Below are 26,401 nucleotides of genomic sequence, written 5' to 3'. Positions count from 1 at the left end.
GTAAAACGTTGAGAGCACCGACCTTGTCGGCATGCGCTTGGTGGCCGCAGCTGACGCAGTGGAACTTCTCCTGCGCGAACCGGTTCCCCTTCGCGGTGTGCCCACAGTCGGGACACCGCCGGGAAGTGTTGCGGGGCTGGTGCCGCTACTCCTCGGTTGCTCAATGGATCGGACCAGCACGAGCGGCAGCTGAGCGACTAACTGACCGACGGGTGCACGAGCGCAGGCGAAGTCTTGGGCATCCGGTTCGCCCTTACGAGGATACGAACGCGGGCTGGGCCCCGGATGCTTCAGCAGCGCCATGCTCTGCGTGGAGCAGCGCACCCACCACGGTTGAAACTAAACAACTAAGTAATTTAGTATCCGAGTAGTCCTTCGTGGAATCGGTCGCCCGCCCGGGGTGGCGGCGGAGGCGCTGCCGCACCGTGCCCTTCGAACGGGCCCAGGACACCAGAAGGTTCCTGGGCCGCGACACCAGAAGAAGGAGTCCGCCTCAGTGGCGTCCCACCGCCGTCCCAAGCAGTCCAGTCACGCATACGCAACCGCGCTCACTGCGACGGCGGCTGCGGCCGTCGCCCTGTCGGCGCAGCCGGCTTTGGCTGACCCACTGCCCGATCCCAACAAAAAGGGCGTTCAGGCGCAAATTGACCGCCTGTACGAGGAAGCCACTCAGGCCACCGAGAAGTACAACGGGGCCAAGGAGAAGGCCGGTCAGTTGGAGAAGCAGGTCAAAAGCCTGCAGAGCACCGCCGCCCGTAGGCAGAGTGGCCTCAACGACCTTCGCAACCGCCTGGGTTCGATAGCCGCTGCCCAGTACCGCAGCGGGGGACTCGACCCTTCCGTGCAGCTGCTGCTCTCCTCAGACCCCAACGGGTTTCTCGAAAAGGCGGCCGCTCTGGACCGTCTCAGCACACAGCAGCTCTCCGAACTCCAGCGCTACGAGACACAGCAGCGAGAAGTCCAGCAGCAACGCCAGCAGGCCGCGGGCAAGCTCAAGGACCTGGAAAGCACCCGTAAGGAGCTGGGAGACAAGAAGAAGGAAATCCAGGGCAAGCTCGCACAGGCCCAGAAGCTGCTCAACGGCCTGACGGCCAAGGAGCGGGCCGAGATCGCCGAAAACGAGCAGCGGGCGAATCGGTCCAGTGAGCGAGCTGTACTGGGCAATGAGGCCAGCGCGTCCCAGCGTGCCGCTGCGGCGTTCAGCGCGGCCAAGACCCGCGTCGGTCTGCCCTACGTGTGGGGCGCCTCAGGCCCCAGTTCCTTCGACTGCAGCGGACTGACCTCTTGGGCATTCCAACAGGCGGGGGTGTCCATTCCCCGAACCTCACAGGCGCAGGCCGGCATCGGCACGCGCATCAATGCATTGAGTGCACTGAAGCCCGGCGACCTCATCATCATGCGGACCGACCTCAGCCACGTCGGTTTCTACGCCGGCAACGGACAGATTCTGCACTCCCCCAAGCCAGGCGCCCAGGTGCGCTACGAGTCCATCGCGCAGAGCGGCATGCCATTCATGTGGGGAGTGCGCATCTGACGACCGCGCCAAGAATTAAGGGCACCGCCACTGCTACCGCCCGGCTATACGAACGCGGACGCCAGCCCCTCATCCAGCCCCAGACCTGGAGGACAGGCGACAAGCAGCGGAAGCAGCTGCATCACCACCGCAGCTGCGATGATGCAGCTGCGCAACGCCGGGTGCGCAGCTGGCGTGGGGGAAAGAATGCGCTGAAGCCTGACGAGGACGGTATGGCCTCCAGCTGCCAATGCGCCGTCCGGAACCGTGGCGCTAGCCATCTCGTACATGGCGGTGGCCAGCACGGTGTGCTCGTATCTTCGAAGCGCCCGGTCGTCGGCGACCATTTCGAGCAGCAGCGGAATTTGTTCCCGCAGGCCGCGAGCGAGCGGGAGTCCCCGGAAGACGATCGCAAAGGCTTGAGAAGCGGCGAGCATCAAGTGGTGACGGCCGGCAATATGCGCCCGCTCGTGCTCGACGACCGCGCCAAGTTCCTTGCCGGAGAGGAGCTCAACAGCGCCTCGGCTGACGACAACCCTGGGGTGACGTCCCGGCAGGCAATAGGCAGCCGGCGCGGCGTGCTCCAGCACCGTGACCCTCAAGGTCGCTGACGGGCGGCCGACCAGGTCAAGCACTTCTCTGTGCCGCCCCCGGGCAGCTCGAGCACGTTGGACGCAAACGGTAAGGGTGGTCAGCAGGGCGGCCACCACCGTTCCCGCCGCCGCGATGCCCCCGTAGCGGGCCGCGCTTGAACCAGGTGGATCGATACCCAACGCGACTCGGCACGTGTAGAAGATGCCGTGGAGGTGCGCACTGGGGGTTGCCAGGTGGAAGGCCCCCAGCGCAAGGCAGAGCGAGAACGAGGCGGCGAGCGCCGACCACACGGCCACAGCCAAAGCAGGGGCCCGGTGCGGCCACTTGCTGCGCAACATGACATGCGGTCCGAGCAGTCCGACTGCTGCGGCATAGCCAAGGAGCGCAGGTGCGGCGTTCACGGTGTGAGGTCGCGTCCGGCAGTGCGCAACGCCTCGCGCAGGGCAGCCACCTCATCTTCGGACATCCCCCGGACGAAGTGGGCCAGGGCCGCCGGACGGTCCTCACTGGCGCCCAGGGCGTCTTCCATCAGTGCTGCGGAGTACGCTTCACGGCTGCGCACCGGCGTGTAGAGCCAGGCCCGCCCTTGCTTCTCGCGCGTCAGCCAGCCCTTGTTGTACAGAATCGAGGTGACGGTCATCACCGTGGTGTAAGCAGCGGGGCGGCGCGTGTTGATCGCGTCAACCACTTCACGGACTGTGGCAGGTCTGCCCCACGTCCACAGGCAGTCCATGATCTCGGCTTCGAGATCTCCCAGCCGCCGCATATTTCCGAGTCCTTCCGCTGCCGCCTCCACACCGTCACGCAATAGTAGACGCGCCGTCTAGGCTTCCTGGCCTCGTGCGAGCCGGGCTGGCGACCGTTGAACCGCTCCGCATCTGTTGGTTCCTCAACCTGAAGGGAAGAGTGAGACATCACGCGACTGGCACATCAGGGCTCTACTCGTGCGTACTATCTCTAGACACTGCTGCACATTGCGGCAGTTGTGTCCTTTGGGTGACCCAGTCAGCACAGACGGGGCGCCTGCCTCCACCCGCTCGCGGACCGGGTTCGTGCTTTTCACAGCCGTACCCGCGAGCTGCAGAAAGGCCCATGACATGTCTGAAATCCAGGTCCACACCACAGGACTGGCGTCGCAGTACATCACCCAGGTGACGGGTGACCTTGAGCGCAACGTCAAGGAGCAGGAACGTATCAATGGGGAAATCGAGGTCTTGCAGGAGCAGTTGGGTGCCCTCCAGCACGACCACTCCGTGCTGATGAGCATCCAGGAGGCGCTCGGCGGCGCGAGCCCCGCCGGCGAGGCAGACACCCCGGCCGCGCCGACCGTGCCGCGCCAGGCCACGGCCGAACCCCAGCAGAGCAAGCCGAAGAAGGCGGCCGCCACGAGTGCAAAGGCGACGGCATCCAAGAAGAGCGCCTCCAAGGCCGCGTCCGCAAAGGCCTCGTCCGCGAAGGCACCCAAGACAGACTCTAAGCCGACCCTCGTCAACCTGATCCGCGGTCACCTGGAGCAGCAGAGCGAGCCGCGTTCCGCCTCCGAAATCTCTGCCTCGCTCGCGCAGGCCTACCCTGACCGCGGCGTCAAGACCACCGTTGTGCGTACCACTCTCGAAGGGCTGGTCGCCAAGAGCCAGGCTCAGCGCACCAAGCAGGGCTCGTCCGTCTTCTACATCGCGACGGGCGTCACGGAGCCTGCTGCCGTCGAACCTCAGCAGGAGGCAGTGGCCGGCTGAGCGTTCTCGGGTGCGCCCATCTCACCGCCACCAGGGGGCGGTTCGATGGCGCCCCAGCCGGAACCTCGGCATGAAGGACCCAGCCGGGGTGCGACGGTCCGGGAGTGGGACTCCCACGCCGTCGCCCGCATCCTCCCAACCGGCACCCGGGTCAAAGGGGGGGCGAACCGGCAGAACACCAGGAGCTTGGCCTCGTCGATGGCCTCACGGGTGCCGACCGGACCGAGTGCAGTGGACGGTGGTGACTGGGGGCGCGGCCTGTCAGTGCTCGGCGGAGAAGATCTCCCGTGCCTCGCGGCTTGCGTAGTACACCAGCACGTATCCGGCGGCCGGGTCGGCCCACCACCAGCCAGCGGCGGCGTTGAGGACCAGGCCGAGCAGGACGGCCGTCGCGAGGATCCCGTCGATCAGGGTGACGCGGCCCTCGGTTTTCAGGACGGGGTTGTCCAGGAGGGCGCCGGTGCGGGCCTTGCCTGCGGCAAGGACGAACATCACGGCTGCGGTGATCGCGGTCCAGGCGATGCCCAGTGGTGAGTGGTGTGGGTGATGGCCGCTGGCCAGCACCCATGTGGACTGAACGAGCAGGTAGACGGCGAGAAGCGCGAAGCCGATGCCGATCAGCTTGAGCGCGCGGTGCTGCCGGTCCTCGCCGGTGCCGGACAGTTCCCAGACCACCACGGTGGACACGCCGATCTCGATCAGCGAGTCCAGGCCGAACCCGGCCAGCGCCACCGATTTCGCGGAGATTGCCGCGATGGCGAGCACCACGATGCCGACGACGTTCCAGGCGAGCGTGGTGTACTCCAGGGCGAAGCCGCGGCGGAGCAGGGCGGTGCGGGTAGTAGCGTCCAGCGTGGTCACCGCCGAAGTCTCGCAGACTGCCGAGGCGTCACTCACCCCGCTGGGTCAGGCCGTGAGCTCGGCGGTGCCGCGCCCCGCGAGGATGCGGTACACGGTGGCGGCCGAAGGGTGCTCGCCCGGCTATGGAACAAGACCGGTGCCACCAGGCTGGAGCCCGTTGACGGCATGCGTGTTCCGGCGGTGGGCCCGTAGGCCGTATCCGAGGTCGGCGGTGATGAGGGCGAGGGCGGCTGCGGCGCCGAGGGCGAAGCCGGCGGTGACGTGTGTGGCCCAGTGGACGCCGAGGTAGACGCGGCTGGCTGCGACGAGGGCGGACAGGGCCAGCGCGGCGCCCCACCAGGCCGCTGCTCCGGTACGGGAGCGGGTGTGGTGGGCCAGGAGGTAGGCCGTTGCGAGCAAGAGGCAGTGGCGACGGTGGTGTGGCGGGAGGAGAAGGAGAAGCCGGTCCTGGTGACGACGGCGGTGGCCGACGGCGGCCGGGTACGGGCGGCGACGTCTTTGACCAGGGTCAACAGGTCCACGGAGAGAGCGCCGGCGGCGCCGGTCACGAGGAGCGGGGGCCAACTGCGACCGCGACAGGCCAGTAACACGGCCAGGAGTGCGGCCGTGGTCATCAGGGGATCTCGGCAGAGGTGCTGCCGGCCTTCATGCAGGCGGTCGCCAGCGGGCTGCGGTGCTCAACAGCCTCACCGAGGACGTGGTCGATCAGCCCTGCGTTCCGGTCGGCCAGCAGGTCGGCCACCTCGACGAATAGGCCCAGGACGGCGGCCGGCGCGAGGGCGCGGCCGTTGCCGTGACGGCCTCGCGGGCGTTGGGCAGGCGGGGCGGACCGGCCCGGGTGCGGATCATCGGCGGGGTTCCTCCGGGGCGGTGCGGGCCGGCGTTGCCGTCGGTGACGGACTTTGGCGGTTTATCGTGCTGTTCGTTTCACATCTGATGTTACGGTCGTTACATGTCGAGTGAGACGGCGGTCGGCCGGGAGCGGTTCCTGCTGGTGTCGGTGAGTACCGCGGACGCCCCGGCGGCAACGAGGGTGCGGGTGTGGCGCAAGCTGCGCTCGCTGGGGGCGCTGTATCTGCAGCAGTCGGTGTGCCTGCTGCCCGACCGTGAGGCGGTACGGCGTCAGGTGGCGCGGCTGCTCGCCTCGGTGCGGGCCGACGGCGGCACCGTACGGCAGCTGACCGTGGACATCACCGACGCCACCGAATACGCCCAGCTGATCGGCGAGTTCAACACAGAGCGGGATGTGGAGTACGGCGAGGTCGTCGAGCGTGCCCCCGATCTCCTCAAGGAATTGGAGACGGAGACGACGCGGGGCAATGCCACGTATGCGGAGGTGGAGGAGTCCGAGGCGGATCTGGAGCGCTTCGAGAAGTGGCTCGCCAAGATTGCCGTCCGCGACTACTTCCACGCCCCCGGCGGCCCGGCAGCCCGGGAGGCGGTGGAGCGGTGTCGTGCGGCGCTGGCGGCCTTCGAGGACGCGGCGATCGCCGCACAGGACGGCACCCACCACCCCGCCGACCAGCCCGACACGAGCGCCCTGCCGGCCTCGGCCACGCTGCGCGCCGTCGAGTAGGAACGGACACTGACATGTGGTGGAACATACCGATCGCCCTCGGCGCGGGCCTGCTCGCGGCCTGGCTGATCCTGCTGGTCACGCTGTTGCTGATCCGCCCCAAGGGCGCCCTGCTCACCGAGGCGATCCGCCTCCTGCCGGACTTGGTGCGGCTGCTGCGCCGCCTTGCCGCCGACAAGTCCCTCCCCCAAGGGGTGCGGGTGCGGCTCGGCCTGCTGATGGTCTACCTGGCCCTGCCGATCGACCTGATCCCGGACTTCCTGCCGGTCATCGGCTACGCGGACGACGCCATCATCGTCGCGTTCGTCCTGCGCTCCGTCGTACGCCGGGCCGGGATCGCGGCGGTCCGCGCTCACTGGCCGGGCACCGAGGACGGCTTCGCCGCCCTGTCCCGGCTGGCCGGGCTCCAGCGGGCCGCCGACGATGCCGTGGGGGCCGGTCCGGAACAGCCATAGCCCCGCACGCCGTTCCCGGAGGCCGGGAACGGGGCTGTTGCGGGCACTTCGAGCCGGATGGTCCAGGTCGCCCCGATGGCATCGTCATCGACCGCCGCGGGCAGGCCGCACCGGTTGATGACCGCGGCGGCCGGGGTGGTGTCCGCGGCGGTGTTCATCCAGACCTCCCGCACCCTCAGCTGTTGGGCCCCGTCGAGGAGTTCGGCCAGCAGGACGTCGCCCAGTCCGCGCGCCCACCAGGCGGGGGCGATCAGCAGGATGAGTTCCGCGCCGTCACCGTCGAGATGCAGCCCGGCAAGGGCCACCGGCCTCCTTTCTGCCGCCTCGGCAAGCAGCGCGCAGCCCATCCGGGGGCACAGCAGCCGGGCGACTGCCGCACGGCCGGTCACCGGCAGCCGGCCGCACAGCGCGTGCAGGGCACCGACCGCCCGGCGGTCGGATTGCCCGGCCGCGCGCAGCGCGACCGTCTCACCGCCGGCCAGCCGCAGCCGCCTGGGCGGCCAGGGAGCCTTGATGCCGCCGGGCGGTGGCCGGGCCGATGGGGGCGAGATGCCGATCTTCGTCACTGACGGTGAACTTTCTCGCCGTCAGGTGACTCCCCATCAAATGGCCGTGGGCGGGGGAATCTAACTGGCCACCGACACCCTGGCAGACCTAAGCTCGGCGGATGACCTTGGAATGGGAACAGGTAATTGTTCACTCGGCAGATCCGGTGGCCTTGGGGCAGTGGTGGGCTACGGCTCTTGGTTGGGTTGTGGTCCACTCCTCTGATGAGGAGTTCGAGATCCGCCCGGAGCCGGATCGCCTGCCGGGGTTGGACTTCGTCCGGCTTGATGAGAGCAAGAAGTTCAAGAGCCGACTGCATCTCGACTTCAGGCCTGATGACCAGGATGCCGAGGTGGCTCGTCTGGTGGCTCATGGCGCACAGCGTGTTGATATTGGCCAGGGTGATCAATCGTGGGTTGTATTGGCCGACCCCGAAGGTAACGAGTTCTGTGTCCTTGGCCAGCGGCGCCAGTAACTGAGCGTTTGGTCCGTTTCGCTCTGAGCTCCGTAGTCACCTTGTCAGTCGAAGTATGTCGGGCCTGGTCGCGCCGCGGCGACCAGGACGAGTCGTCTGAGCCCGAAGGTGATGGCTCGTCGCATTTGATCACGGTGCGGGGCCTGCAGTCGCAGGCTCCGCACTGGTCTCGCAGTTACTCAGCTTCCTTCGATGCGGAGTCGTCGAGTCTCTGCAACGGGAACGGAGATGTGGTGCGATCGGCGGCCTCGAAGAGGGCGGGGACACCGAGAAAGATCGGCGATTTCTGGCTCTCCTCCCGGGCATCAAGTTGGGCGATCTCCTCCTCTGCGGCAGGAAGGCTCACTGAGAGGCCCTCGGCTTCGCCGAGCCAGCCTTCGCGTTCGGCCTCGGCAATGCGGTCCATGAGGTTCCTCCGCATTTCGAGCAGCCCTGGACGCTCCTTAGGGCTCACGATGAGGACTGGGCAGCGAACACACGCGTGCTCATGGGCGCAGTCCGTCCCATAGGCCATGTCCGTCGAGGCGGGCGTGCCGTACGCGACGGTGACCGTGCCGGTGTCGCGGGCGGCGGCCAGTGGCTGCGCGCCCAGGGTGGCCGGGGTGACCTTGAGGTACGCGGCCTCGCCGTCGCTTGTCCGCACGCATGGACGCCGGCACCGGTCCGGGACTCGATCTGCCTCCCGGACCCGGGCACGGACTTGGACTCCGCCTCCGCCCCCTCCAACGACCGCTCGGCGGCCACACGGCACTCGCCCACCGCCAACTCGGCCAGTTCACACGCCACGTGGAGACCTCCTTCGTTGCCCTACCCCTTGACCGCCCCCGAAGTGAGCCCCTGCACGATATGGCGGCTCGCGAAGGCGAAGAGGATCATCGTCGGGGCGATGGTGAGGACCGCCGCGGCGGACATGGAGCCCCAGTCGATGTTGAAGCTGGAGATGAAGCCGTTCAGCGCCGTGGGGACCGTCTTGCGGGCGTCGCCGTTCATCAGGGTCACCGACAGGAACAGTTCGTTCCAGCAGTTGACGAAGTTGAAGATGAAGGCGGCGACGATTCCGGGCCGCATCACCGGAAGGAGCACCCGGAACAGGGCCCCGAGGCGTGAGCAGCCGTCGATCATGGCGGCTTCCTCCAGCGCGTCCGGGATGTTCTCGAAGAAACCGCGGAGCATGACCGTGCAGAAGGGAATGCACACCGCGATGTAGACGAGAGTGAGCCCGAACCGGCTGTCCACCAGGTTCAGTTCCGTCATCATCATGTAGAGCGGGCCGAGCGCGATGAACGACGGGATCATCTGCGTGACGAGGGCCGCCATCAGCACCGCACCCTTGCTGCGGAACTCGAAACGGGCCAGCACGTACGCCGACAGCATCGATATCGCGGTCGCCACCGTTCCGGCGGCCGTCGCGATGATCAGACTGTTGGTGAGATAGACCCCGAACTTCGCCTCACGGAAAAGCCCGGTGTAGTTCTCCAGGGAGAAGTGCGTGGGCCAGTAGGAGATCGGGAAGGAGAAGATCGTCCCGGGGCTCTTGAAGGACGTGACGGTGATCCAGTACAGCGGGAACACCGTGACGGCCAGCCAGAGGGAGAGAAAGAGGATACGGACCGTGCGCCCTGCGGCGGACTCCTTCCCGATCACGAAACTGTTCCTTTCGTCTTGCGCGTCCTCGGATTGCGGCCGGTGGCGCGCTTCCCGCCGGTGGTCGGCCTTCCGCCGGTGGCCGACTTCTCGCGCGTGGCCGTCAGATGGAAGACCGAGAAGACCAGGAGCATCGCAACGACGATGAGGCCGATCGCCGAAGCCCTTCCGTAGTCGCCCTGTTGGGTCACAGTGATCATCCACGTGGTCACGATGTGCGTCTCGTTGGACGGTCCGCCGCCGGTCATCGCGAAGATGAGGTCGGGGAAGTTGAAGATCCAGATGACGCGGAGCAGTACGGTCAGCGACAGTGTTCCCCGGATGGAGGGAATCGTGATCTGGAACAGCGTGCGGACCTTGCCCGCGCCGTCGATCTCGGCCGCTTCGTAGATTTCGTCCGGTATGGACTGGAGGGCGGCGAGGATCATAATGGCGAAGAACGTGACGCCGTACCAGATGTTGGCGATGAGTACGGCGACCATCGCGGTCTTCGGATCGGCGAGCCAGGGAATCGGCTCGTTGATCAGACCGGCCTTCTCCAACAGGTCGTTGACGACACCGAATTCACTGTTGAACATCCAGCGGAACAGGATGCCGATCAGGAATCCGGAAATGGCCCACGGGAAGAAGATCAACGCCTGGTAGAGCCCGCGGAAACGAAACCGGCGGCGCAGCCACAGCGCGATGGCGAACCCGATGACGAACTGCGGCACGATCGATCCCACGACCCAGATCCCGGTATTGCTCAGGACCGTGCCGAACACCGGGTCGGTGAAGATCTCCCGGAAGTTCTTCAGCCCCACCCAGGAGGTGTCGGTGAGGTCGTTCAGGTTCCAGTTCCGGAAGGCCATCTGACTGCCCGCGATCATCGGGTAGTAGATGAACACCGCGACGAACAGGGCGGCCGGAGCCATGAAGGCGGCGACGGTCAGCCCTTGACGGCCGGTGAAGACGGGTCGGCGTGGGCGGGGGGCCGTCGGGGCGGAGGTGGAGGCGGCGGTGGAGCCGCGCCCGCCGGCGCCGGCGCGGAGGCCCGTACCGGCATCCGGGCCGACGTCCGGGCGGGCTCCCACGGCGGCGTCCGTACTACAGGTGGTGGGCGTGGGCGTCCCGCCCGGCTCCCCCTCCGGCCGCGCGGAGGGGAACGCCACCGGCTCCTTCACTGACTCTTCCACTTGGCGGTCCAGTAGGAGTCCCAGCCGGTGAGGAGCTGCTCGGGCGTCATCTTGCCGAGCAGCACCTTCTGGATGTCGGCATCCGACTTCTGGATCCACTCGGTCCACCAGGAAGAGTCACGCGGCTGCGTGACGGTGATGTACGCGTCCGGGTTCTCCGTCATCTTCACGTAGCTCGCCCAGGCGCCGGTCTTGTAGTACGTGTCGTCGGCGGCGCTCTTCAGAATGGGCACCAGGCTGTTCTTCTTGTCGAACGTGGTGGCCGCGTCGCCCTCGGCGAGGAACTTGACCAGCTTGGTGGCCTCCGCCTTGTGCTTGCTGCCCGCTGCGATCCCCCAGCCCGCGGTCGCCACCGGCTGGACGGCCTTGCCGCTGGGCCCGGTGAGCAGCGGCGCCGTTGTCCACTGCTGCTGACTGATCGCCTTCGACTCGCCGAGCGTCGCAATGACTTCCGGGTCCTGGAGGAGAAACGCCGTCGAGCCGTTGGAGAAGCCCTCGACCATCTCCGGGTAGCCCCAGGCGACGGACGATGGCGGCGACGCCTTCTTGAACAGGGCGAAGTACGTCTTGAGTGCGGTGAGCGCTTCCGGCGCCGAGAAGATCGTCCTGCCGTCGGTGAGCTTGAAGCCGTTGTCGCGGTCGATCTTGTCGGCGACGTACGCCTCGATGACGGCCACGGCGTTGCTGTTGGCGTTCGTCCCGCCCCGGAACGCGTACCCGTACTGGCGCTTGCCCGGATTCTGGATCGCGGTGGCCTGCTCAAGGAGGTCGTCCCAGCTCGCGGGCGGGTTCTTGAAGCCGGCCCCGGTGACCAGATCGCTGCGGTAGAAGAGGCTGAGTCCGTAGAAGCCGTACGGGATGTAGTACGTGCGGCCCTTGGCGTCCTTGGCGTACTTGACGGTGTTGTCCGTCAGCTCGTCCCAGCCGGCCCAGCCCTTCAGGTCCTTGCTCATGTCGTACAGCCAGTGGTTGGTCGACCACGGCCCCGACGTGATGTCCCGGACCTCCAAGGTGTCGATGCCGCTGCCGGACTGGAGCATCTGCTGGATCTTCTGGTCTGCCTGATCGGTGGGCGGTGAGATCAGATCGACCTTGATCTTGGGGTTCTGCTTCTCGAACTCCCCTATGAGGTCCTTCAGGACGGCGGTACGGGTGGGGTTGGTGAGGCTCTCGACCATGTGCAGGGTGACGGTGCCGTCAGCGGCGGCGCCTCCTCCCACGGCACAGCCCGACAGCACGAGAGCGGCGGCGAGACAGAGCGCCGTGGCGGTCCTTCTTCTGCTCAACACTGTTGTCCTCCCAGTTCCAGGGGATCGGTGACGGTGATGCAGGACAGGGGGCGGCGGGGGTCACTGGGACATGGCTTGCGGGGCGCGGGCCCAGTCGACGAGCACGGGAACGCAACGCTCGACGAAGTCCTCGAAGTCGGCGGCGGTGTTGTAGACGTGCGTCGACAGGCGGAAGTACCCGGCGCCGCCGAAGCTCGTGAACGCGGCCTCGACGCCCAGTTCGGCGGCAACCCGGTCGCGCAGCGCGTCGGCCGCGGCGTGGGTCGTGCCCAGACCGTCGGGGAGCCGTACGAGGCGCAGCGCGTTGACCGGCATGCCGACGTCCACGGCGGCGCCGACGCCGGTGGCCTCGGCGAAGGCGTCACCGATGAGGCGTTCCGCGTAGTCCGCGAGTTCCGTCATGTACGTACGGGCCGTGTCCCAGCCCCAGACGCCGTCGATGAAGTCGAGGGCGGTCGGGGCCGCGAGATAGCTCGTCGCGTCGATGGTGCCCTGGGTGTCGAAGCGGTGCGGGAACGGTTCCTCGGCGCCCCAGGAGTCGATCAGCGGGTAGAGCGCGTCCCGCAGCGGTCCCCGGGCGACCAGGGCCGACGTACCGCGAGGCGCGCAGCCGAACTTGTGCAGGTTGCCGATCCACGCGTCGCAGTCCAGGCCCGCGAGCGGGTCCTCGGCGAGGCCGGGCACGTGCGCGCCGTCGACCAGGAGCGGAATCCCGCGCTCCCGCGCCAGCGCGCCGATCCGCTCCACCGGCATCCAGCGGGCGGTGGCCGAGGTGATGTGGTCCAGGACGATCAGCCCGGTGGCGCCGGTGAGTTGGACGGCCACCGCCTCGTACGCCTCGTCCTCGCCGGCGTCGAGCGGGACCCGCGCGGTCCGGACGGTGCCGCCCCAGCGGCGTGCGAGACGGCGGGCGCCCATGGTCACCGCGCCGTAGCCGTGGTCGGTCACGACGATCTCGCCGCCGGGCCTCGCCGGGACGTTCGCGTAGACGACGCTCGCGCCACCGCTCGCGTTGGGCACGAGGGCGAGGTCGTTGGCAGGGACCCGCAGGAACGCGGCGATCTCCGTCCGCGCCGCCGCCACGCGTGCCGGGAGGGCCGGGAACCATGTGCCGGGCGAGCGGTCCATCTCCTCGCGCAGCCGGCCCTGCTCCCGCTGCGCGACGAGCGGGACCGCCCCGAACGACCCGTGGTTGAGGTGCTGGTGCGCGGCCAGCAGCGACCACGCCTCGATCGCCGGCCGGCCGTCGGCCAGCAGCAGGGGGCGGGGTGCCGTGGTGACACAGGTCTCGCTCAGGTGGTTCAAGATCTCCCCTTGGCCTCGTCGACTCGGCGGACGCCACGGTCGATACATCGGACAGTCGTAGAAAGAGGTCTGATGACTTGCGGCGCATCCTGACACTGGGCTCGGGAAAGAACAAGGTTGTTCACGAATTGGTTACCTGAGACCAGTGAGGTCATCAGATGACTTGGGAAGGAATCATGGAAGAGATCCAATGAGCCTGTAGGATCGGCAACACATTCGACCGTGGGCGGTTCCACCGGACCGCCGCCGTCGATGTCTTGAGAGGTGAAGCGATGTCCGCAGTCGACCAGGCGTTCCACGGCCTGCGCCGCATGATCGCTGACGGGCGTCTCGTCGCCGGACAGCGCATCCCGCCCGAGAGCGACCTCTGCGAGGAACTCGGCGTCTCGCGCGGCTCGTTGCGCGAGGGGGTTCGTATGCTCGCGGCACTCGGCGTGATCGAACCGCGCCATGGCTCCGGTACGTACGTTTCGCAACTCCGGCCCGAGGACATCGTCGGCAGCCTCTCGCTCACCGTCGACCTGCTGCCGCTGACCGGGCTCCTGGAGATGTACGAGATCCGGCGCGTCCTGGAGTCGCACGCGGCGGCGCAGGCGGCGGCGCGGATCACGCCCGAGTCGCTGAGCACGATCTTCGCGTACATGGAGGCGATGGAGGCCACCGAGGATCCGGACCGGGTCTCGGCGCTCGACCAGGACTTCCACGCAGAGATCGCCCGCATCGGTGGCAACCCGACCCTCAAGTCCCTCCTGGGAGTCTTCCGCGCCCGCTCCCGCACGTACCAGGTCTTCACCCTGCCCGAGGGCCCCCGCATCAAGCGCTCCAGCGACGAGGACCACCGAGCGATCGCGACGGCGATCGCGAACAGGGACCCGGTGGCGGCGGCGGCTGCGGCGTCCGCACATGTGGCGCATACGGAGAGGTGGCTGCACGCCTTCCTGCCGCAGGCACCGGAACCGGACCCTGAACCACCGGCGAACCCTGAGGCGGGCGCCTGACCTCGGGGTCCGCCCGTGCTTCGCCTTTCTCGCGCGGCCTTGCCCGTGCTGTGACCGGCAATGTTTGCCCGAGGAGCGTCGTCCAGTGCGTGCGATCGCAAGGCGGCCGGAAGCCCTTGTAGCGGAGCTACGAGGGCAAGCCGCCCAGCGGTACTCGGCCCCGATGTAAACGGACAACGGCTCGCGCTCAGGAACCGAGGCCGCGATGCCCGCCGAAACCAGTGATCCCCAGTCGCCGGGCACCGTCACGAGATCGACACCACCCGGTCCTGGCCGTCGGCGACGGCGACGGCGCGCTGGGTTTTGATCCACCTACGGACCACGAACCCGATCGACCACGCGCTGAGAACGCCGAGGCGGTCTGGAGATCAGGCATTCTCAGACGCTCAAACCGAAAGAGAACCTGCTCCACCGTTCCCATAACACCACGTCAGCAACACCATCTCGTCTGACACACCGTCACTGACATCCACCCACTGACACCAAACCGGCACATCGCACCAAGGGTCCGCAGCGCGTGGACGTGGCCTTCGAAGAAGGCTTCCTGGCCGCAGGAGGCGAACACCCGGTGGACGGCCCGGGCCCGCATGGCTCATTCCTCGAGGGCGCGCATGATCTTGATCTGCGCGGCGTCCCGAGCGGTCTGCATCTCCTGGATGGTCGCACCGAAGCGGGCCTGTTCGGAGAGCAACTGCACGGTCTTCTCGCCCAGTTTGGGGGTACCGAGGTCACACCACTGGGCCTCCAGTGCGGGGCCGAGGTGCTCCAGGAAGGCCGGCAGGCCGCCGGGGCCGCCGCCGAGATGGAAGCTGCGGAACGGGCCGGCGACGGCCCACCGCAGGCCGATGGAGGACGTGACGATCTCGTCGAGCTCCTCCTCGGTCACCACGCCCCGAGCGACGAGGTTGACCGCCTCGCGAAAGAGCGCGGCTGCAGACGGTTGGCAACGAATCCCGGCACCTCCTTGCGCAGCACGCGGGGCTTCTTGCCGAGGGCCGTGTAGAAGTCGACGGCGCGCTGCACGACCTCCGGATCGGTCTTCTCGCCGGGGACTACCTCCACCAGCGGGACGAGGTGCGGAGGGTTCACAACTGCTGGGCAGGCACATCGTTTTGGCGAACATGGGCACGATTGGGTGAACGGCGCGAGGAGCTGCGGGTATGCCCGGCGGGGTGTGCGTATCGTTCTCGGTGCGATCTGGGACGCCGGGTGTGGTGTCAGCAGTCGGGGCCCCCGTTCTACCGGAGAGATGGTTCGGGGCCTCCCCGTCGCCTCTGGCCACACCCATATGGCCAGGTCGTAGGGATTCCGCCCACTTGGGACGGACCGCATACGGGATATGCGTCGCCGCCCGGGACGCGAAAGCGGAGGACCAGTGCGCCCAAGACCGTTCGGGGCGTGCCGGTGAGTCGGGACTCACTCCTGCTCACTGCCCAGGAACGGTTGAAGGGATGACCGATGACGAGCCGTCCGGGCTGCTGCAGCGCCTGCGCGATCTCGGTGGCGCGGATAGACGACCGTGACGTTCTGCCAGGGCCCCGGAGCGGAGCGGGGGACGGCGGAAGTGTCGTTCATGATGGCTCCTCATTTTCGTGTGTCCCGCGAGGACTTCACCGGGCGAGGTAGTCGTGGACGACCTCGGGGGGCGACAGGGTGAGGTCGGTCAGGACGTGGCTCGCGGAGAGGACTTCCAGGACCGGGAGGTCCGCCATGGGCGCCAGGGCGTGCTGGAAGAGCTGCAGCCGGGCAGGACCGGTCCAGGCCCCTTTGACGGTGATGTCCTCGGTCTGGAACCGGACCAGTTCGCAGATGCGCGGCTCGCCGGTGTATCCGGGGAGCTTCTTCAGCATGAAGGTGGGACGGCAGATGTCCTCGCGCGCCTGGTCCGCGTCGAGCGGAGCGTGCTTGTAACCATTGCCATCGAGCCTTGACGATCAGTAGGTTCGTGCCGTCGAAGTTTGAGCGGTATGGCGTTCTGGTGTGCCGGGGGCAGGGGGACTCGCGGATGCGTACGCGCATCTCGGAGCGTTTGACCTGGGCTTTCCGCAAGAGGGTGGCCAGGTTCGGTGGTCGCTCTCGGTTTGCTGTGGTGTCCGCCGCTCTGCGCCGCCGCGCTGCCGCGGGCCTGCTCGCCATCGCCATCGTGGTCGTGGCGGCCGCAGGGGCCGGGTGCGATGTCATCGAGAGCTCGGGCTCGAGTCCGTCCGCATCGGCCGAGGACGGCGAGGCGCCCCGCCGGGCCGAGGCCAAGGCGACGAACCCGCCACCGGGGCTGCCCGCGGCCTTCACCGTCGGCCAGCGGCTCGACTGGTCGGCCTGCCCGGCACCGTCCGCGGCGCAGGGTGACGGTGACGTCCCGGGCGACGACTGGGAGTGCGCCACGATGAAGGCGCCGTTGGACTACCGGCGGCCCGGCCGCGGCACGATCGACGTCGCCATGATCCGGAAAAGGATCACCGGAGGGGAGCGGAAGCGGATCGGGTCGCTCCTCCTCAACTTCGGAGGCCCCGGCCAGTCCGGCGTCATGGGGCTCCCCAGGTACGCGGGCGACTACGCCACGCTGGGCGAGCGCTACGACCTGGTCAGCTTCGATCCGCGAGGTGTAGGCAGGACCGCCCCCGTCAGCTGCGGGGAGAAAAAGTTCGAGGGCAGCGACGCCTGCGAGAAGCACTCCGGTGGGCTCCTGCCGTACGTCGGCACCTCGCAGACGGCGCGCGATCTGGACCTGATGCGCTATCTCCTCGGTGACGAGAAGCTGAACTACTTCGGCGTCTCCTACGGCACCGAGCTGGGTGGCGTCTACGCCCACCTGTTCCCGAAGAACGCGGGCAGACTCGTGCTCGAAGCCCCCGTCGATCCGACGCAGGATCGCCTGCAGGACAACCTCAGCCAGGTCAAGGCCGTCCAGCTCGCCTTCGACCGCTTCGCGCAACACTGCGCGATCACTTACGACGACTGCCCCACCGGCAGCGACCCCGAGCAGGCCGGCCAACGCGTCATCGAGGTGCTGGCGAAGCTCGAGAAAGAGCCCGCCCCCACCGACGGCGGCGAGAAACTCGACAAAGATCTCACCGCTCACGCCATCGCGAACTACCCGGACCTCGGCGAAGAAGGCTGGGGTCCGCTGGTGAAGGCGCTCAGCGAGGTCATGGAGCGGGGCACCAGCAGCAAGTTGCTCCAGAGGGCGTACGACCACGCCCCAGGCGCCCGGGTCCGGCCCTGGGCCGGCGTCAGCGCCCGCAGCGAGACCTCGGGCGGCAACGGCGTGTCCGCCTTCGTCGCGATCACCTGCGCCGACTCCAGCCTGCGCCCCGGATTCACCGGAGCCGAGGAAATGATCAAGCGGACCAAGGCGGCCTCCCCCGTCTTCGGCGAGGCATGGTCCCAGGGCGTCTACCTCTGCTACGACTGGCCGTTCGAAGGCGAGCGCGTCACCCCCGACGTCAGTGCGGACGGCGCTTCCCCGATCCTCGTCGTCGCCAACACTGGCGACCCGACGACGCCGTACACGGGCGCCAAGCGCATGGCGGGCGAACTGGGCAAGGAGGTCGGCGTCCTGCTGACAGTGCGGGCCGAGGGCCACGGGTCCTACCCCCACAACCGCTGCGCGACCAGGGCTGTCAACACGTACCTCCTCGACGGCACGCCCCCCAGGCACGACACGACGTGCTCGTAATACGCCCCTTGAGGCACGAGCGCTTGCCCCATTCCCCTGCAGGCATGCATCTACGGCATACCTCCCCACCGCGTAAGCACCCACCCGGATCAGCTCGGAGGACCTCTGGTCCGCTCGAGCTCCGGTGGCACGCACTCAAGCTCTGGCGGGGATGCCAGACGCAGGCCGCCTGAGCCCGGACACGTCGGTCACGACCCGCATGCGGCAGGTGTCCCGTGACAACGGACCTGGACCGTTGCCACCCATCCCCGCCGGCACCGGCCCCCTAGGATGCGGTGATGGAATGGTGAGCCCCAGCCCCGGACGACGCGCCGCACTCGACCATTTCATCGCAGGTCGAGTACTGCCTGCCGGCCGGCCCTGGCTGGTTCGTTCAGGATCCGGTGCAGTTCCCGTTACCGAGGGACCAAGCCGCGATGTCGCGGTAGTGGATCGGTCCACGGCTACGGCCGACGTTGCTGCCGACCAGGTGCAGGCGTTCGGCAGGCCATCGGCGGCCGGTGAATCCGGTGAACCCTTCGGCGATTTCTCTTGCCGAGGACCGATCTCCCCGGCGGGCACGGGCCAATGTCAGATGTGGGCGCAGGGGCCGATCCTCGAAGGCGACACCGCAGCTCTTGACCGCGGTACGCACATCGGCGGCGAGCATGTGCAGCTCATCGAGGTCTCCGTCGATTCCGCTCCACAGCACCCGGTCGTCGAAGTTTCCGCTGCCGCGCAGTGCCAAAAAGAATGGTTGGCGGTCCGCTGCGAGGCCGGCGAGAGGCGGGCGCAGGAGCGGAACCGTCCCGGCCGGCAGCTCCCCGAGGAACGCCAGGGTGATGTGCCAGTCCTCAATGCGGTTCCACCGCATGTGAGGGTGTGTGTCATAGGCGGGGCGCAGCTCCCGGGCCAGTTCCTCCTTCGCGTGATCGGGCGGGGCGAGGGCGATGAACACGCGAATGGTCGCGGGCTGAGTCTGTTCGTTCACACCGGACTTCGTACCGCATCCGGGCAGTGGACACGGCCGCCGGCCCAGGCAATGCGGGAGAGGTGCTCGCGGTCGCGATGCCGAGGAAGCCACTTCCGGCAGGCGGCGTCACTGCCGGGCCGCTGGAGCTACGGACCAGGAAAGCGGGACAAGCATGCCATCCTGCGGTGGAACCGCGCGCCAAACAACTCCTGCGCCCGGAGCTACCCGTGCCGGCTCCGTTCTCCGCCGTTGCGTACGTCGACTCCCAGCTGTCGAGAGTGTCACACGGATTCCCCTGGTACTGGGCGGGTCAGGTTGCGGAGGCGGGGCCGCGTCCTCGTCCTGCAGATACTCCAGCACGTACTCGCACACGTCGTCGAATCGCCATGTTGGAGCAGGAACTCGCCGAAAAGCAGGGCGAGCTCGAGGAGGAAACGGAGGAACTCGAAGCCGCCCGGGCTGCCAACAGAGGGCTGCCCCGGGCCCTGAACCAGCCGCATTCCGGACGGCCGTGATCCAGCGGGCAAGCGCGAAACCATTCGGCGTGACCGGAGGCCATCTTTGATGCATACATGACCGGCGGATGCCCACGTAAGTCGCTGGCCAGGATCCTCCGCATCGGACATGCTGCAACGCGTGATCGAATGCGAGGCTGCCGTCCGGATCGGCGCCGCCGTCGAACGCGACGTAGCCGAGCGACCGGCGGGCAAGCGGTGAGGGGCGGGGTTGGGCAGGCAGGAAATGCGCCGAAAGGTGTACGAACCTTTGAGGCGGGCGGGCCTGGAAGTGCTTGAGGAAGGAGTGCCGGAGTCTCCCTTGCCGGTGTTCGCGGCCGTGCACGCGGTCAGTTGCGGGCCCGAGACGGGTCGGCGAGATGCGTACGTCGAGTACGACGACCCGAACCTGATCGAACGTGCCAACAGGGGCTGGTACGAGTTGGCGACCTCCTTCGGCCTGTTCGCTGCGGATCGTGAGTTCCTTCTGGCTCTGCCGGCTCACCGCTACAACGCGCAAGCGGCCTATCGTCACCGGCGGCACGTCTGGCGCCGGGTGCGTTTGCTCGACAAGTGGGACGTCATGGGCGCCGCCTGCTCGATCCGCTTGGGAACCAGCGCGTACGGATACGCCGAGCACCTGCTCGGCGGAGGCCCCGGACGACCGGAGTTCGTCATGCTCTCCCTCGACAACACTCTCGCTATGTCGGGCACCACCTGGCAGGCCGGCATAAGTTCCCTGGCCGTGCCCAACCCGGCCCGGGCGCAGGTCATTCGCCGCATGCTCGACTATGCGGCGAACGCCGAGGAGGACGGGTTCACGGTCGATCCTCGCGCAGACCGCGCCGAAGCACTCGCCTGGCTGCGGCACAACGAACCGACCGCGGCAACGCGTGACCGGCAGGCGGGCCCCGTCCCGTATTGAGCTGCACCGTCAGGCAGCTTGAAGACCGTGGCCCGCCCGGCGGCAAGGGACTTGAGCCGGGTGTAGATCCGGTGCTCGGCACGGGCGCCGCGACCGCGCACGCCGCGGTTGTCCCGGAGAGCATGAACGGCTCCCCCGCCTGGCCTTCGACTACCCGATCAGGCCGAGCCAGTAGCGGTACGCCGAGGCGAAAGGATCGACGCCATCACCACCGCAACGGCCCGCCTCCATCAACCACTCACAGGTCCGTTGGGCCTTGCCGATGACGCTGTCGGGGTAGCCATAGCGCACTCGGTGTTTGGTGAACTCGTCCTCGTCCTCGATACGGGCCTTGCCGCCGCGAGGCCGCACGACATCGAGATCGAGGTCCACCATGCGCAGCACGGTCCCATCCGCGTTCCACTCGGGCACCGTGCACACGTCGCAGTACATCTCGGGGCCCGGGTCCACACAGAACGTGGCCGTCCACCACTCACCGCGCGGGACCAACATCACGTACGCGAACCGGCTTGTCCAGCCGCCCATGGCCGAACTGACGGGGACGCCCTGCGCCGTGCCCAACCACACGCCGTGCTCGTCCTCACCAAGCCGGATGGCAGTCCACCGCGCGCTCAGGCTGCCGTCGTACTTCCGTATGTCAACCAGCACAAAGGGGCTTTCTGTGACCATGCCGAGACGCTAACCGAACGGCGCCAACCGAGAGGCCGCCCGCGCGTCAAACGCCGCACTCGGGCATCGCGTTCCTTCACAGCCACGCGCACAGGCGCGCGGCTGGGCGCCGCTCGGACACGCATGCAGCAAGGGCCCGAACCGCGCCAGCTTCCGGCCCTTATTACTACTCAGGGCCTTCCCCCGATCGCCGTGTTCCCGCCTGCGTCGTGCAGCGGTCGTACAAACCGGGGCTAGTGGCTCGTCACGCAGCCTTGGCCGGGTAATCAACGGTGCCAGTGATCGCGATTATGGTTCCCGGCCATGGGGTTCTCGGGGTCTTTCATCGTGGCGCGAGCTGGCCGGCCCCTAACGGAGTTGGCGGCGATGCGGGCCTCGGCGCGCGCCGCACGCAACACCGCCATGATGGAGGCGTTGGCGGACCTGCCCCCCATCGTGATCGCCGACCTCATCGGCATCCACCCCGGCACCGCCACCCGATGGGCCCGCTTCGCCGGCGACAGCTGGGCCGACTACCTAGCGGCTCGCCCTACGTGAGCGCCCAGCCGTTCGGCGGGTATGGGGGCGTGATGCCGTGAGGATCGGGCAGTCAGACGAAGTCGGGCGGGCCGCAGAGGAACGCGTTCGCCAGAACCCAGGGTGCGGCTATGCATGCGCCTCGTCTGGTTCTCCGCTGGGTCCTGCAGCTGCAGCTCCTTGTGGAGATCGGGTTCGCGTGCCCCAGCGTTCAAGCGATGGGCCGACGGCGCCCACAGCGGCGAAGAACGCGCCGAGGAGCAGCCAGCCGGCCGCGCCCAGACCGAGCACGACGGTGGTGAGGATGGCGGGGGCGAGCGCCTGGCCTGCGCTGAAGCCAAGCCCGAGAAGCCCTTGGTACTGGCCTTGGGCATGGTCTGGTGCCAGGCCGAAGCCAAGGGCGAAGCCGGCCGAGGACTCCCATATCTCCCCGAGGCTGTGGACGAAGATCGCTGCGACCACGAGGCCGGCGGCCGCCCACACGGGAGCGTGCGCGGTCAGGGCCATCATCGGACAGCTGAGGAGGAAGAGCAGTCCTGCCGTGCGGAACGCTTTGCCGCCATCGCGAGAGGTTTCGATGCGGGATCCGATTCTGGTCTGCAATAGGACGCAGACTCCAGCATTGATCGCGGATACCGCGGCCACGGTCCAGCGCGGTGCGTTTGTGTGCTGTGAGATCCATATCGGCAGAAGAAGGGACACCACCGGGTATTGCAGCCCCATCGCACCATAGAGGGCTGTGAAGGTCACGAACGGACGGTCGGTGAGAGCGATCCAGCGGCGCTGCTGCGACGGTGGCGCCAGTGCCCTGTAGTTGGGGAGCAAGAACAGGAGGAGGGCGCACAGTGCAAAGCTGGCCGCGTTGCCGAGAATCAGCACGATGAAGTTCCCCCGCTGAAGTGGACAGCCTGATACTGGGACGGATCGGGACGCAGAGCGGTGATGCTCAAGATGGCTGACTTGCGCCCGGAAATGGGCTCAGCACACCCAACTGAGCATCACCACTGCTGCTCGACCCAGCAGCACGCCGCAAGCCGCTGAATGGATCCGCGCGGCTGCAGGCGCATGCCCACTGGAGATCGGATCGTCAGCTGAGGAATCGGGAGAACGTCCGGTACATGAACGCGGTCCCCTGCCTCAGCGCCTCCACGTAGATCCGTTCGTCGTTTCCGTGCATCGTGATGAGCTGGTCGTTGTCGAGTACGTACGGGTAGACCCCGTATCCGGGGATGCCGCGCTCGCGCCACGGCGCCAGGCTGGTGCCTGCTTCGAACAGGGCCGGTGCGAACACCGCGTTGGGGTAGGTCTCGCTCGCGGCGCCGGCAAGAGCGCGGAACAGCGAAGTGTCGACGTCGGCGGGCGCCGTCGCCCACCTCTCGTCGAGCTCGTCGAGATACTGCTCCTCGGTCTTGCCCGCCGGGGCAGCAAGCGTCACCTGGATGCCGCGGCGGGCCGTCATCTCGCGGACCTGGGCGACGAACTCGCGAGGCTTCTGACCACCGGGGATGCCACGGCAGTTGAGCCGGACATGCGCCGAGGACGGGATCACGTTCTCCTTGTAGCCGGAGTCCTCGATGACGAACGCATGCGTGGTCCGGAGCAGGGCACGGTGCAGCCACGGATAGGAGGACTTCGACACAACCACGCGCGCGGCCCGTTCCCGTGCGTTCTGGCTGCGTGCGGAGAGCATGAGCTTGACGGCGCGGGCGAACTCCGCGTCGTCGGTTGCCTTTGCCAGCGCCGCGAAGTACTCGCGCGTCACCTCAGTGAGGTGCACGGGCGCGAGCCAACTGCCGAGTTCGGCGACCGCCCTGGACAAAGTCACGATCGCGGAGTCGGGGTTGGGCTTGGAGGAGTGCGTGGCGGTGCCGTCGGCGGTCAGGTCCAAGTTGAAGTAGACCTTGTCCTGCCGGGTGGCCGTGATCAACATCGGGGTGGTCTTGTCCTTTTGTGCCAGGAACCAGCCACCCTCGGTGAGGACCATGCCGGCGTTCACCTTGCTCCAGTGGTTGGCTGCCAGCCAACCCGACCCGAATGAGCCGGCCTCCTCGTCGCAGTCGGTAAGCACGATGATGTCGCGCTCGAACCGGGACCCCTCGGAGATGTGCCTCAGCAGAGCACTGATCGTCGCGGAGTTGGCACCCTTCATGTCGAGGGCGCCACGGCCGTACACCTCCCCGTTGCGCACCGTGCCGGAGAACGGATCGACGGACCATGCCTCCCGTTCGACCGGCACCACGTCGGAGTGGCCAAGCATCAACAGCGGCGCAGCGGAACTGGTCCCGGGGATCCGCGCGATCAGGTGCACGTTGTTCGGCTGAGGAGTATCGATGATCTCCGCGGGCACCCCGGCGTTCTCCCACACCGCCTTGAGCATCTCCGCGTGCGGGCGGGTGTTCGCACCCTTGCCGTAGTTCTGTGTGTCGTAGGACAGCATCCGCTGGAGCAGGTTGAGCGGGTCCTTGTCCGCTTCCGGCACCGCGGTGGCGGCCGCCGCGGGGCTCAGGGTGGCGCCGGTGAACAGGCTGATGCCCCCGAGGCCGGTGGCGCCGAGGGCGGCGATGCCCACTCCGCCAAGGAAGGTGCGGCGACCGAGCGGCACTCGGGTCACGGCGGTCACGTCACGTGAGTCGTCCATGTTCTCCTCCTTGTTGCGGGGGTGGCTGTGTCAGAGGTTCGCGATCAACCCGGTTCAGGGGCAATGTGTGAGGGGCGTCGCAGTCGATGAGCGGTCTTTAATCTGCGACGAACGGCGTAGGGTGTGGTTCGGTTTGAGGGACCTGGTGACCAGGCGTTTCGGCTCGCGGTAGTCCGGTAAATCCTTGGGTGGTGTGGGGGTTGGAAGCTGGCCGCCCTCGAGGCGGCGCGCGGCTCGTTCGCCGACGCGCAGGCCGCGATCGAGCGCGCCACCGGAACCCGGATCGGCAAGAGGCACTGCTCTCCGCTGCCGGAGGGAGGATCATTCCTGCACGATATGGCGGGGCTTCGCCAGGGGACCGCTCTGTGTCAGAAGCGATTGGTAGCGTGCCGCATCCCCGGAAAGATCACGAGAGAGGACGGCAGCCGTGCAGGAAGTGGCACGCCACGAGGTCAGCGGTCAGCACATAACCGATGCGCTCGACGACATCGGTCGACGGACGCGGAGTCGGTGGCACTGGATGCGCTACGACGACCCGTCCCCGGCAAAGCTGCAGGAGATGCGCGACGAGCTCCTCGACCACGTTGCCGCCCGCACCGTTGAGGGCCCCGCGCTCGACGAGCTCACGCGCACGGTCTTGCGGTCCGCTGCAGAGTGCTCCCTCGGAGTGTTGAGCATCGGCTGCTTCCCCGACGGCGACCAGGAGATCCTCTTCCCGCTCATCGACGAGCGGCTCAGCAGCGAGGACATCGCCTTCGGCTGCCTCGTCGAACAGGCTCCCACAGCCGAGACCTGGCTTGACGCATTCGCGCTGAGCCTGGTCAGCGGCGCGGTCTGGGAATGGCGGCGGGTGATCGGTCTATTGCTGCGGGAGGACTACGCGCCTGCCCTCCACAAGGGGGTGCCGTACTCGACGTTCGATTCGACGTCTGATCCGGCGGATCTTGCGCAGATGGACGCTCTGTGCAGCTACCTGACGAAGGCGCGCGGTCACCTCCCCCGCGACTGGCCGGAGGTGCCCCTGTGCAAGCCAGATGCCGAGGAGCGCCAGGAGGCTGCCCGAGGGTTGGACGCCGCCGGTGCGCTGACGCCAGATCAGCGCCTGCTGCGCGTGCTCCTGAACGATGAGCAGGAAGCCTTCGAACGGGCCCTCGTAGCCCGGCTCATCGAGTACCAGGAGAGCGTGGGGTTCGATCCGGCCCCCAGGAGTCTCCTGCCAGTCGGCACAATCGCTCTGGCCGCGCTGGCTGTCCAGGTACACGGATGGGAGTTGGGCATCAGGTCCGGCTATCTCCCCGAACGCCTGCTACGCACTCCGGAGGGCGCGCCGTTCGGGGAAGCTCAATAGGGATATGGGTTGCGGCCCCATGAGTGAGACTTCCAGCAGAACTCGTGATCACGGGCGTCGACTTGTCGTCCAGGGTGGCACCGCGGTGACCTCCGCCCACCCGTAGCGGGCCGTGTCGGGCTCCGGTGCGGTCTCGGCGGCGGCCAGCAGCAGCCTGCGGGCGGCAGTGTAGGAGATGCCTTGGCGTCGGCGAGGTCGCGGACGTCCTTCTTGAACTGCTTATCGCTGGTCACAGAGATCCCTTCGGCTGGTGGAGATCCCACGCATCCCCACCGTGGGCGTCGTGACCACGGGCAGACGGATGCGGTACGTGAGGCGGAGCCCCTTGTCCTCGGTCGCCGATTTCCCCGAGTGGGTGGGGATCTGGCTCGCAGTCAGGCCGACGTACGGCGGCCGACGTCAACGGTAGTGGGAGTCACTGACAACGGTCCGGGAAAGAGGAGACCACTGCTTCGCACGCGCGTCGCATCCATTGCAACCCCGTGGCCTCTGTGGCTCCTGTGACTGCGAGCCGGGCGCCGAGGTCCGGCACCAGGGCCGTGGTGCCGTCCGGCGCGTACGGCGGGGAGCGTCCCGACTCCTTGCCGCGCCGGGCGGTGCCACGAGTGGGGCGCGGGTGCACCCGGTGCCGTACAACCCGCGCGCCGGTCAGGCCGGCAAGCCGTTGCTCCGTCGTGTCGGCGGGCGCTGTTCGCTCGCACCGCGATGCTCCTCCGCCTTTCTTCGCCGCCCATGTCACAGACGGCGGGGCTGTCTCGTCTCGGGTCGCAGAGAAGGCTTTGAGCTCAGAGAGGTGATGGTCATGAGACAGGTCGCGGGGGCGAGGTTCGGGACGGTTCCCGTGTTCACTGCGGTTCGCCCGATGAAGGAGGAGCCCGACTGTGTCCCTGCGGCATCGCCACGAGTACGCCGCAGGCTTTCCTCGTGGCCTCCCGGCCAGTTTTCGTAGACCGGCCCAGGAGTTGGCAGACCACCCGACAGGATGACCTGCATACGCACCGCTTCCGGCCCAGATC

The 26,401-nt window shown here is 67.7% G+C and carries 25 protein-coding genes and 3 pseudogenes; 10 read left to right on the top strand and 18 right to left on the bottom strand.

Annotated elements, in window-relative coordinates:
• Positions 1–10 precede the first annotated feature (10 nt).
• A pseudogene (locus tag OG972_RS49670) lies at positions 11–127 on the bottom strand (zinc ribbon domain-containing protein); the annotation flags it as partial.
• A 369-nt stretch (positions 128–496) separates the two neighbouring features.
• Between OG972_RS49670 and OG972_RS39515 the strand changes: the two are divergent.
• The gene (locus tag OG972_RS39515) at positions 497–1,534 is read left to right on the top strand and encodes an NlpC/P60 family protein (RefSeq protein WP_266989803.1); all 1,038 of its coding nucleotides are present in this window, start codon (positions 497–499) and stop codon (positions 1,532–1,534) included.
• Between the two features lie 44 nt (positions 1,535–1,578).
• On the opposite strand, the gene OG972_RS39510 is transcribed toward OG972_RS39515, so the two are convergent.
• Positions 1,579–2,508 carry a M56 family metallopeptidase gene (locus tag OG972_RS39510; RefSeq protein ID WP_266989801.1) on the bottom strand — a complete coding sequence of 310 codons (930 nt, stop codon included), beginning with the start codon at positions 2,506–2,508 and terminating at the stop codon, positions 1,579–1,581.
• Positions 2,505–2,873: a BlaI/MecI/CopY family transcriptional regulator gene (locus tag OG972_RS39505; protein ID WP_266989799.1), complete on the bottom strand. Its 369-nt coding sequence runs from the start codon at positions 2,871–2,873 to the stop codon at positions 2,505–2,507. The genes OG972_RS39510 and OG972_RS39505 overlap by 4 nt, the downstream gene beginning before the upstream one ends.
• Before the next feature lie 331 nt (positions 2,874–3,204).
• Here OG972_RS39505 and OG972_RS39500 point away from each other — a divergent pair, with 331 nt between their 5' ends.
• Positions 3,205–3,843, top strand: coding sequence for a hypothetical protein (locus OG972_RS39500; RefSeq protein WP_266989797.1), 639 nt, complete (start codon positions 3,205–3,207; stop codon positions 3,841–3,843).
• Between the two features lie 261 nt (positions 3,844–4,104).
• Here the strand turns inward: OG972_RS39500 and OG972_RS39495 are convergent, their stop codons facing one another.
• The 3 genes from OG972_RS39495 to OG972_RS39485 form a co-directional block, all read right to left on the bottom strand.
• Positions 4,105–4,704, bottom strand: a complete 600-nt coding sequence (locus tag OG972_RS39495) for a cation transporter (RefSeq protein ID WP_266989795.1) — start codon at positions 4,702–4,704, stop codon at positions 4,105–4,107.
• A gap of 120 nt (positions 4,705–4,824) precedes the next feature.
• Entirely contained in the window at positions 4,825–5,103 is a 279-nt protein-coding gene (locus OG972_RS39490) for a phosphatase PAP2 family protein (protein WP_266989793.1), read from the bottom strand.
• A 214-nt stretch (positions 5,104–5,317) separates the two neighbouring features.
• Positions 5,318–5,446 carry a hypothetical protein gene (locus OG972_RS39485; RefSeq protein WP_266989791.1) on the bottom strand — a complete coding sequence of 43 codons (129 nt, stop codon included), beginning with the start codon at positions 5,444–5,446 and terminating at the stop codon, positions 5,318–5,320.
• A gap of 210 nt (positions 5,447–5,656) precedes the next feature.
• On the opposite strand from OG972_RS39485, the gene OG972_RS39480 reads away from it, so the two are divergent.
• Both OG972_RS39480 and OG972_RS39475 read left to right on the top strand, forming a co-directional pair.
• Positions 5,657–6,280, top strand: a complete 624-nt coding sequence (locus tag OG972_RS39480; protein ID WP_266989789.1) for a Chromate resistance protein ChrB — start codon at positions 5,657–5,659, stop codon at positions 6,278–6,280.
• A 14-nt stretch (positions 6,281–6,294) separates the two neighbouring features.
• The gene (locus OG972_RS39475) at positions 6,295–6,735 is read left to right on the top strand and encodes a YkvA family protein (RefSeq protein WP_266989787.1); all 441 of its coding nucleotides are present in this window, start codon (positions 6,295–6,297) and stop codon (positions 6,733–6,735) included.
• On the opposite strand, the gene OG972_RS39470 is transcribed toward OG972_RS39475, so the two are convergent.
• Positions 6,633–7,301 (bottom strand): GNAT family N-acetyltransferase, encoded by a 669-nt coding sequence (locus tag OG972_RS39470; protein WP_266989785.1) that lies wholly within the window; start codon positions 7,299–7,301, stop codon positions 6,633–6,635. The two genes, OG972_RS39475 and OG972_RS39470, sit on opposite strands and share 103 nt — an antisense overlap.
• A 101-nt stretch (positions 7,302–7,402) precedes the next feature.
• On the opposite strand from OG972_RS39470, the gene OG972_RS39465 reads away from it, so the two are divergent.
• The gene (locus tag OG972_RS39465) at positions 7,403–7,756 is read left to right on the top strand and encodes a VOC family protein (RefSeq protein WP_266989783.1); all 354 of its coding nucleotides are present in this window, start codon (positions 7,403–7,405) and stop codon (positions 7,754–7,756) included.
• A 175-nt stretch (positions 7,757–7,931) separates the two neighbouring features.
• Here the strand turns inward: OG972_RS39465 and OG972_RS39460 are convergent, their stop codons facing one another.
• The 5 genes from OG972_RS39460 to OG972_RS39440 form a co-directional block, all read right to left on the bottom strand.
• On the bottom strand, positions 7,932–8,399 hold the full coding sequence (locus OG972_RS39460; protein ID WP_266989781.1) for a hypothetical protein: 468 nt from the start codon (positions 8,397–8,399) through the stop codon (positions 7,932–7,934).
• Positions 8,400–8,563: 164 nt separating this feature from the next.
• Positions 8,564–9,400 (bottom strand): carbohydrate ABC transporter permease, encoded by an 837-nt coding sequence (locus OG972_RS39455; protein ID WP_266989779.1) that lies wholly within the window; start codon positions 9,398–9,400, stop codon positions 8,564–8,566.
• Positions 9,397–10,551, bottom strand: coding sequence for a carbohydrate ABC transporter permease (locus OG972_RS39450; RefSeq protein WP_266989778.1), 1,155 nt, complete (start codon positions 10,549–10,551; stop codon positions 9,397–9,399). Before OG972_RS39450 ends, OG972_RS39455 begins: the two co-directional genes overlap by 4 nt.
• An 8-nt stretch (positions 10,552–10,559) precedes the next feature.
• Positions 10,560–11,861 carry a sugar ABC transporter substrate-binding protein gene (locus OG972_RS39445; RefSeq protein ID WP_266989776.1) on the bottom strand — a complete coding sequence of 434 codons (1,302 nt, stop codon included), beginning with the start codon at positions 11,859–11,861 and terminating at the stop codon, positions 10,560–10,562.
• 63 nt (positions 11,862–11,924) lie between these two features.
• A complete protein-coding gene (locus OG972_RS39440; RefSeq protein ID WP_266991007.1) occupies positions 11,925–13,160 on the bottom strand; it encodes an aminotransferase class V-fold PLP-dependent enzyme in 1,236 nt (411 codons plus the stop codon).
• 281 nt (positions 13,161–13,441) lie between these two features.
• Between OG972_RS39440 and OG972_RS39435 the strand changes: the two genes are divergently transcribed.
• On the top strand, positions 13,442–14,167 hold the full coding sequence (locus OG972_RS39435; RefSeq protein ID WP_266989774.1) for a FadR/GntR family transcriptional regulator: 726 nt from the start codon (positions 13,442–13,444) through the stop codon (positions 14,165–14,167).
• Positions 14,168–14,759: 592 nt separating this feature from the next.
• Here the strand turns inward: OG972_RS39435 and OG972_RS39430 are convergent.
• Both OG972_RS39430 and OG972_RS39425 read right to left on the bottom strand, forming a co-directional pair.
• Positions 14,760–15,253: pseudogene (locus OG972_RS39430) on the bottom strand (3-hydroxyacyl-CoA dehydrogenase family protein); the annotation flags it as partial.
• A gap of 524 nt (positions 15,254–15,777) precedes the next feature.
• A pseudogene (locus OG972_RS39425) lies at positions 15,778–16,080 on the bottom strand (acetoacetate decarboxylase family protein); the annotation flags it as partial.
• Positions 16,081–16,256: 176 nt separating this feature from the next.
• Here OG972_RS39425 and OG972_RS39420 point away from each other — a divergent pair.
• Positions 16,257–17,843, top strand: coding sequence for an alpha/beta hydrolase (locus OG972_RS39420; protein WP_266989772.1), 1,587 nt, complete (start codon positions 16,257–16,259; stop codon positions 17,841–17,843).
• A 373-nt stretch (positions 17,844–18,216) separates the two neighbouring features.
• On the opposite strand, the gene thpR is transcribed toward OG972_RS39420, so the two are convergent.
• Positions 18,217–18,813, bottom strand: a complete 597-nt coding sequence (thpR, locus tag OG972_RS39415) for an RNA 2',3'-cyclic phosphodiesterase (RefSeq protein ID WP_266989770.1) — start codon at positions 18,811–18,813, stop codon at positions 18,217–18,219.
• Positions 18,814–19,611: 798 nt separating this feature from the next.
• On the opposite strand from thpR, the gene OG972_RS39410 reads away from it, so the two are divergent.
• Positions 19,612–20,214: a hypothetical protein gene (locus OG972_RS39410; RefSeq protein WP_266989768.1), complete on the top strand. Its 603-nt coding sequence runs from the start codon at positions 19,612–19,614 to the stop codon at positions 20,212–20,214.
• A 150-nt stretch (positions 20,215–20,364) separates the two neighbouring features.
• Here the strand turns inward: OG972_RS39410 and OG972_RS39405 are convergent, their stop codons facing one another.
• Entirely contained in the window at positions 20,365–20,883 is a 519-nt protein-coding gene (locus OG972_RS39405; RefSeq protein WP_266989766.1) for a DUF402 domain-containing protein, read from the bottom strand.
• Positions 20,884–21,249: 366 nt separating this feature from the next.
• Here OG972_RS39405 and OG972_RS39400 point away from each other — a divergent pair, with 366 nt between their 5' ends.
• Positions 21,250–21,420: a hypothetical protein gene (locus OG972_RS39400; RefSeq protein ID WP_266989764.1), complete on the top strand. Its 171-nt coding sequence runs from the start codon at positions 21,250–21,252 to the stop codon at positions 21,418–21,420.
• 108 nt (positions 21,421–21,528) lie between these two features.
• Here the strand turns inward: OG972_RS39400 and OG972_RS39395 are convergent, their stop codons facing one another.
• Positions 21,529–22,278, bottom strand: a complete 750-nt coding sequence (locus OG972_RS39395) for an MFS transporter (RefSeq protein ID WP_266989762.1) — start codon at positions 22,276–22,278, stop codon at positions 21,529–21,531.
• A 208-nt stretch (positions 22,279–22,486) separates the two neighbouring features.
• Positions 22,487–24,037, bottom strand: a complete 1,551-nt coding sequence (locus OG972_RS39390) for a M20/M25/M40 family metallo-hydrolase (RefSeq protein ID WP_266989760.1) — start codon at positions 24,035–24,037, stop codon at positions 22,487–22,489.
• A 427-nt stretch (positions 24,038–24,464) separates the two neighbouring features.
• On the opposite strand from OG972_RS39390, the gene OG972_RS39385 reads away from it, so the two are divergent.
• A complete protein-coding gene (locus tag OG972_RS39385) occupies positions 24,465–25,385 on the top strand; it encodes an immunity 49 family protein (RefSeq protein ID WP_266989758.1) in 921 nt (306 codons plus the stop codon).
• Positions 25,386–26,401: the final 1,016 nt, after the last annotated feature.

Source organism: Streptomyces sp. NBC_01669, assembly GCF_026339735.1.
GTDB lineage: Bacteria > Actinomycetota > Actinomycetes > Streptomycetales > Streptomycetaceae > Streptomyces > Streptomyces yanii.
The sequence above is the reverse complement of the archived record's forward strand: the minus strand, read 5'-3'. Positions and strand labels throughout refer to the sequence as shown.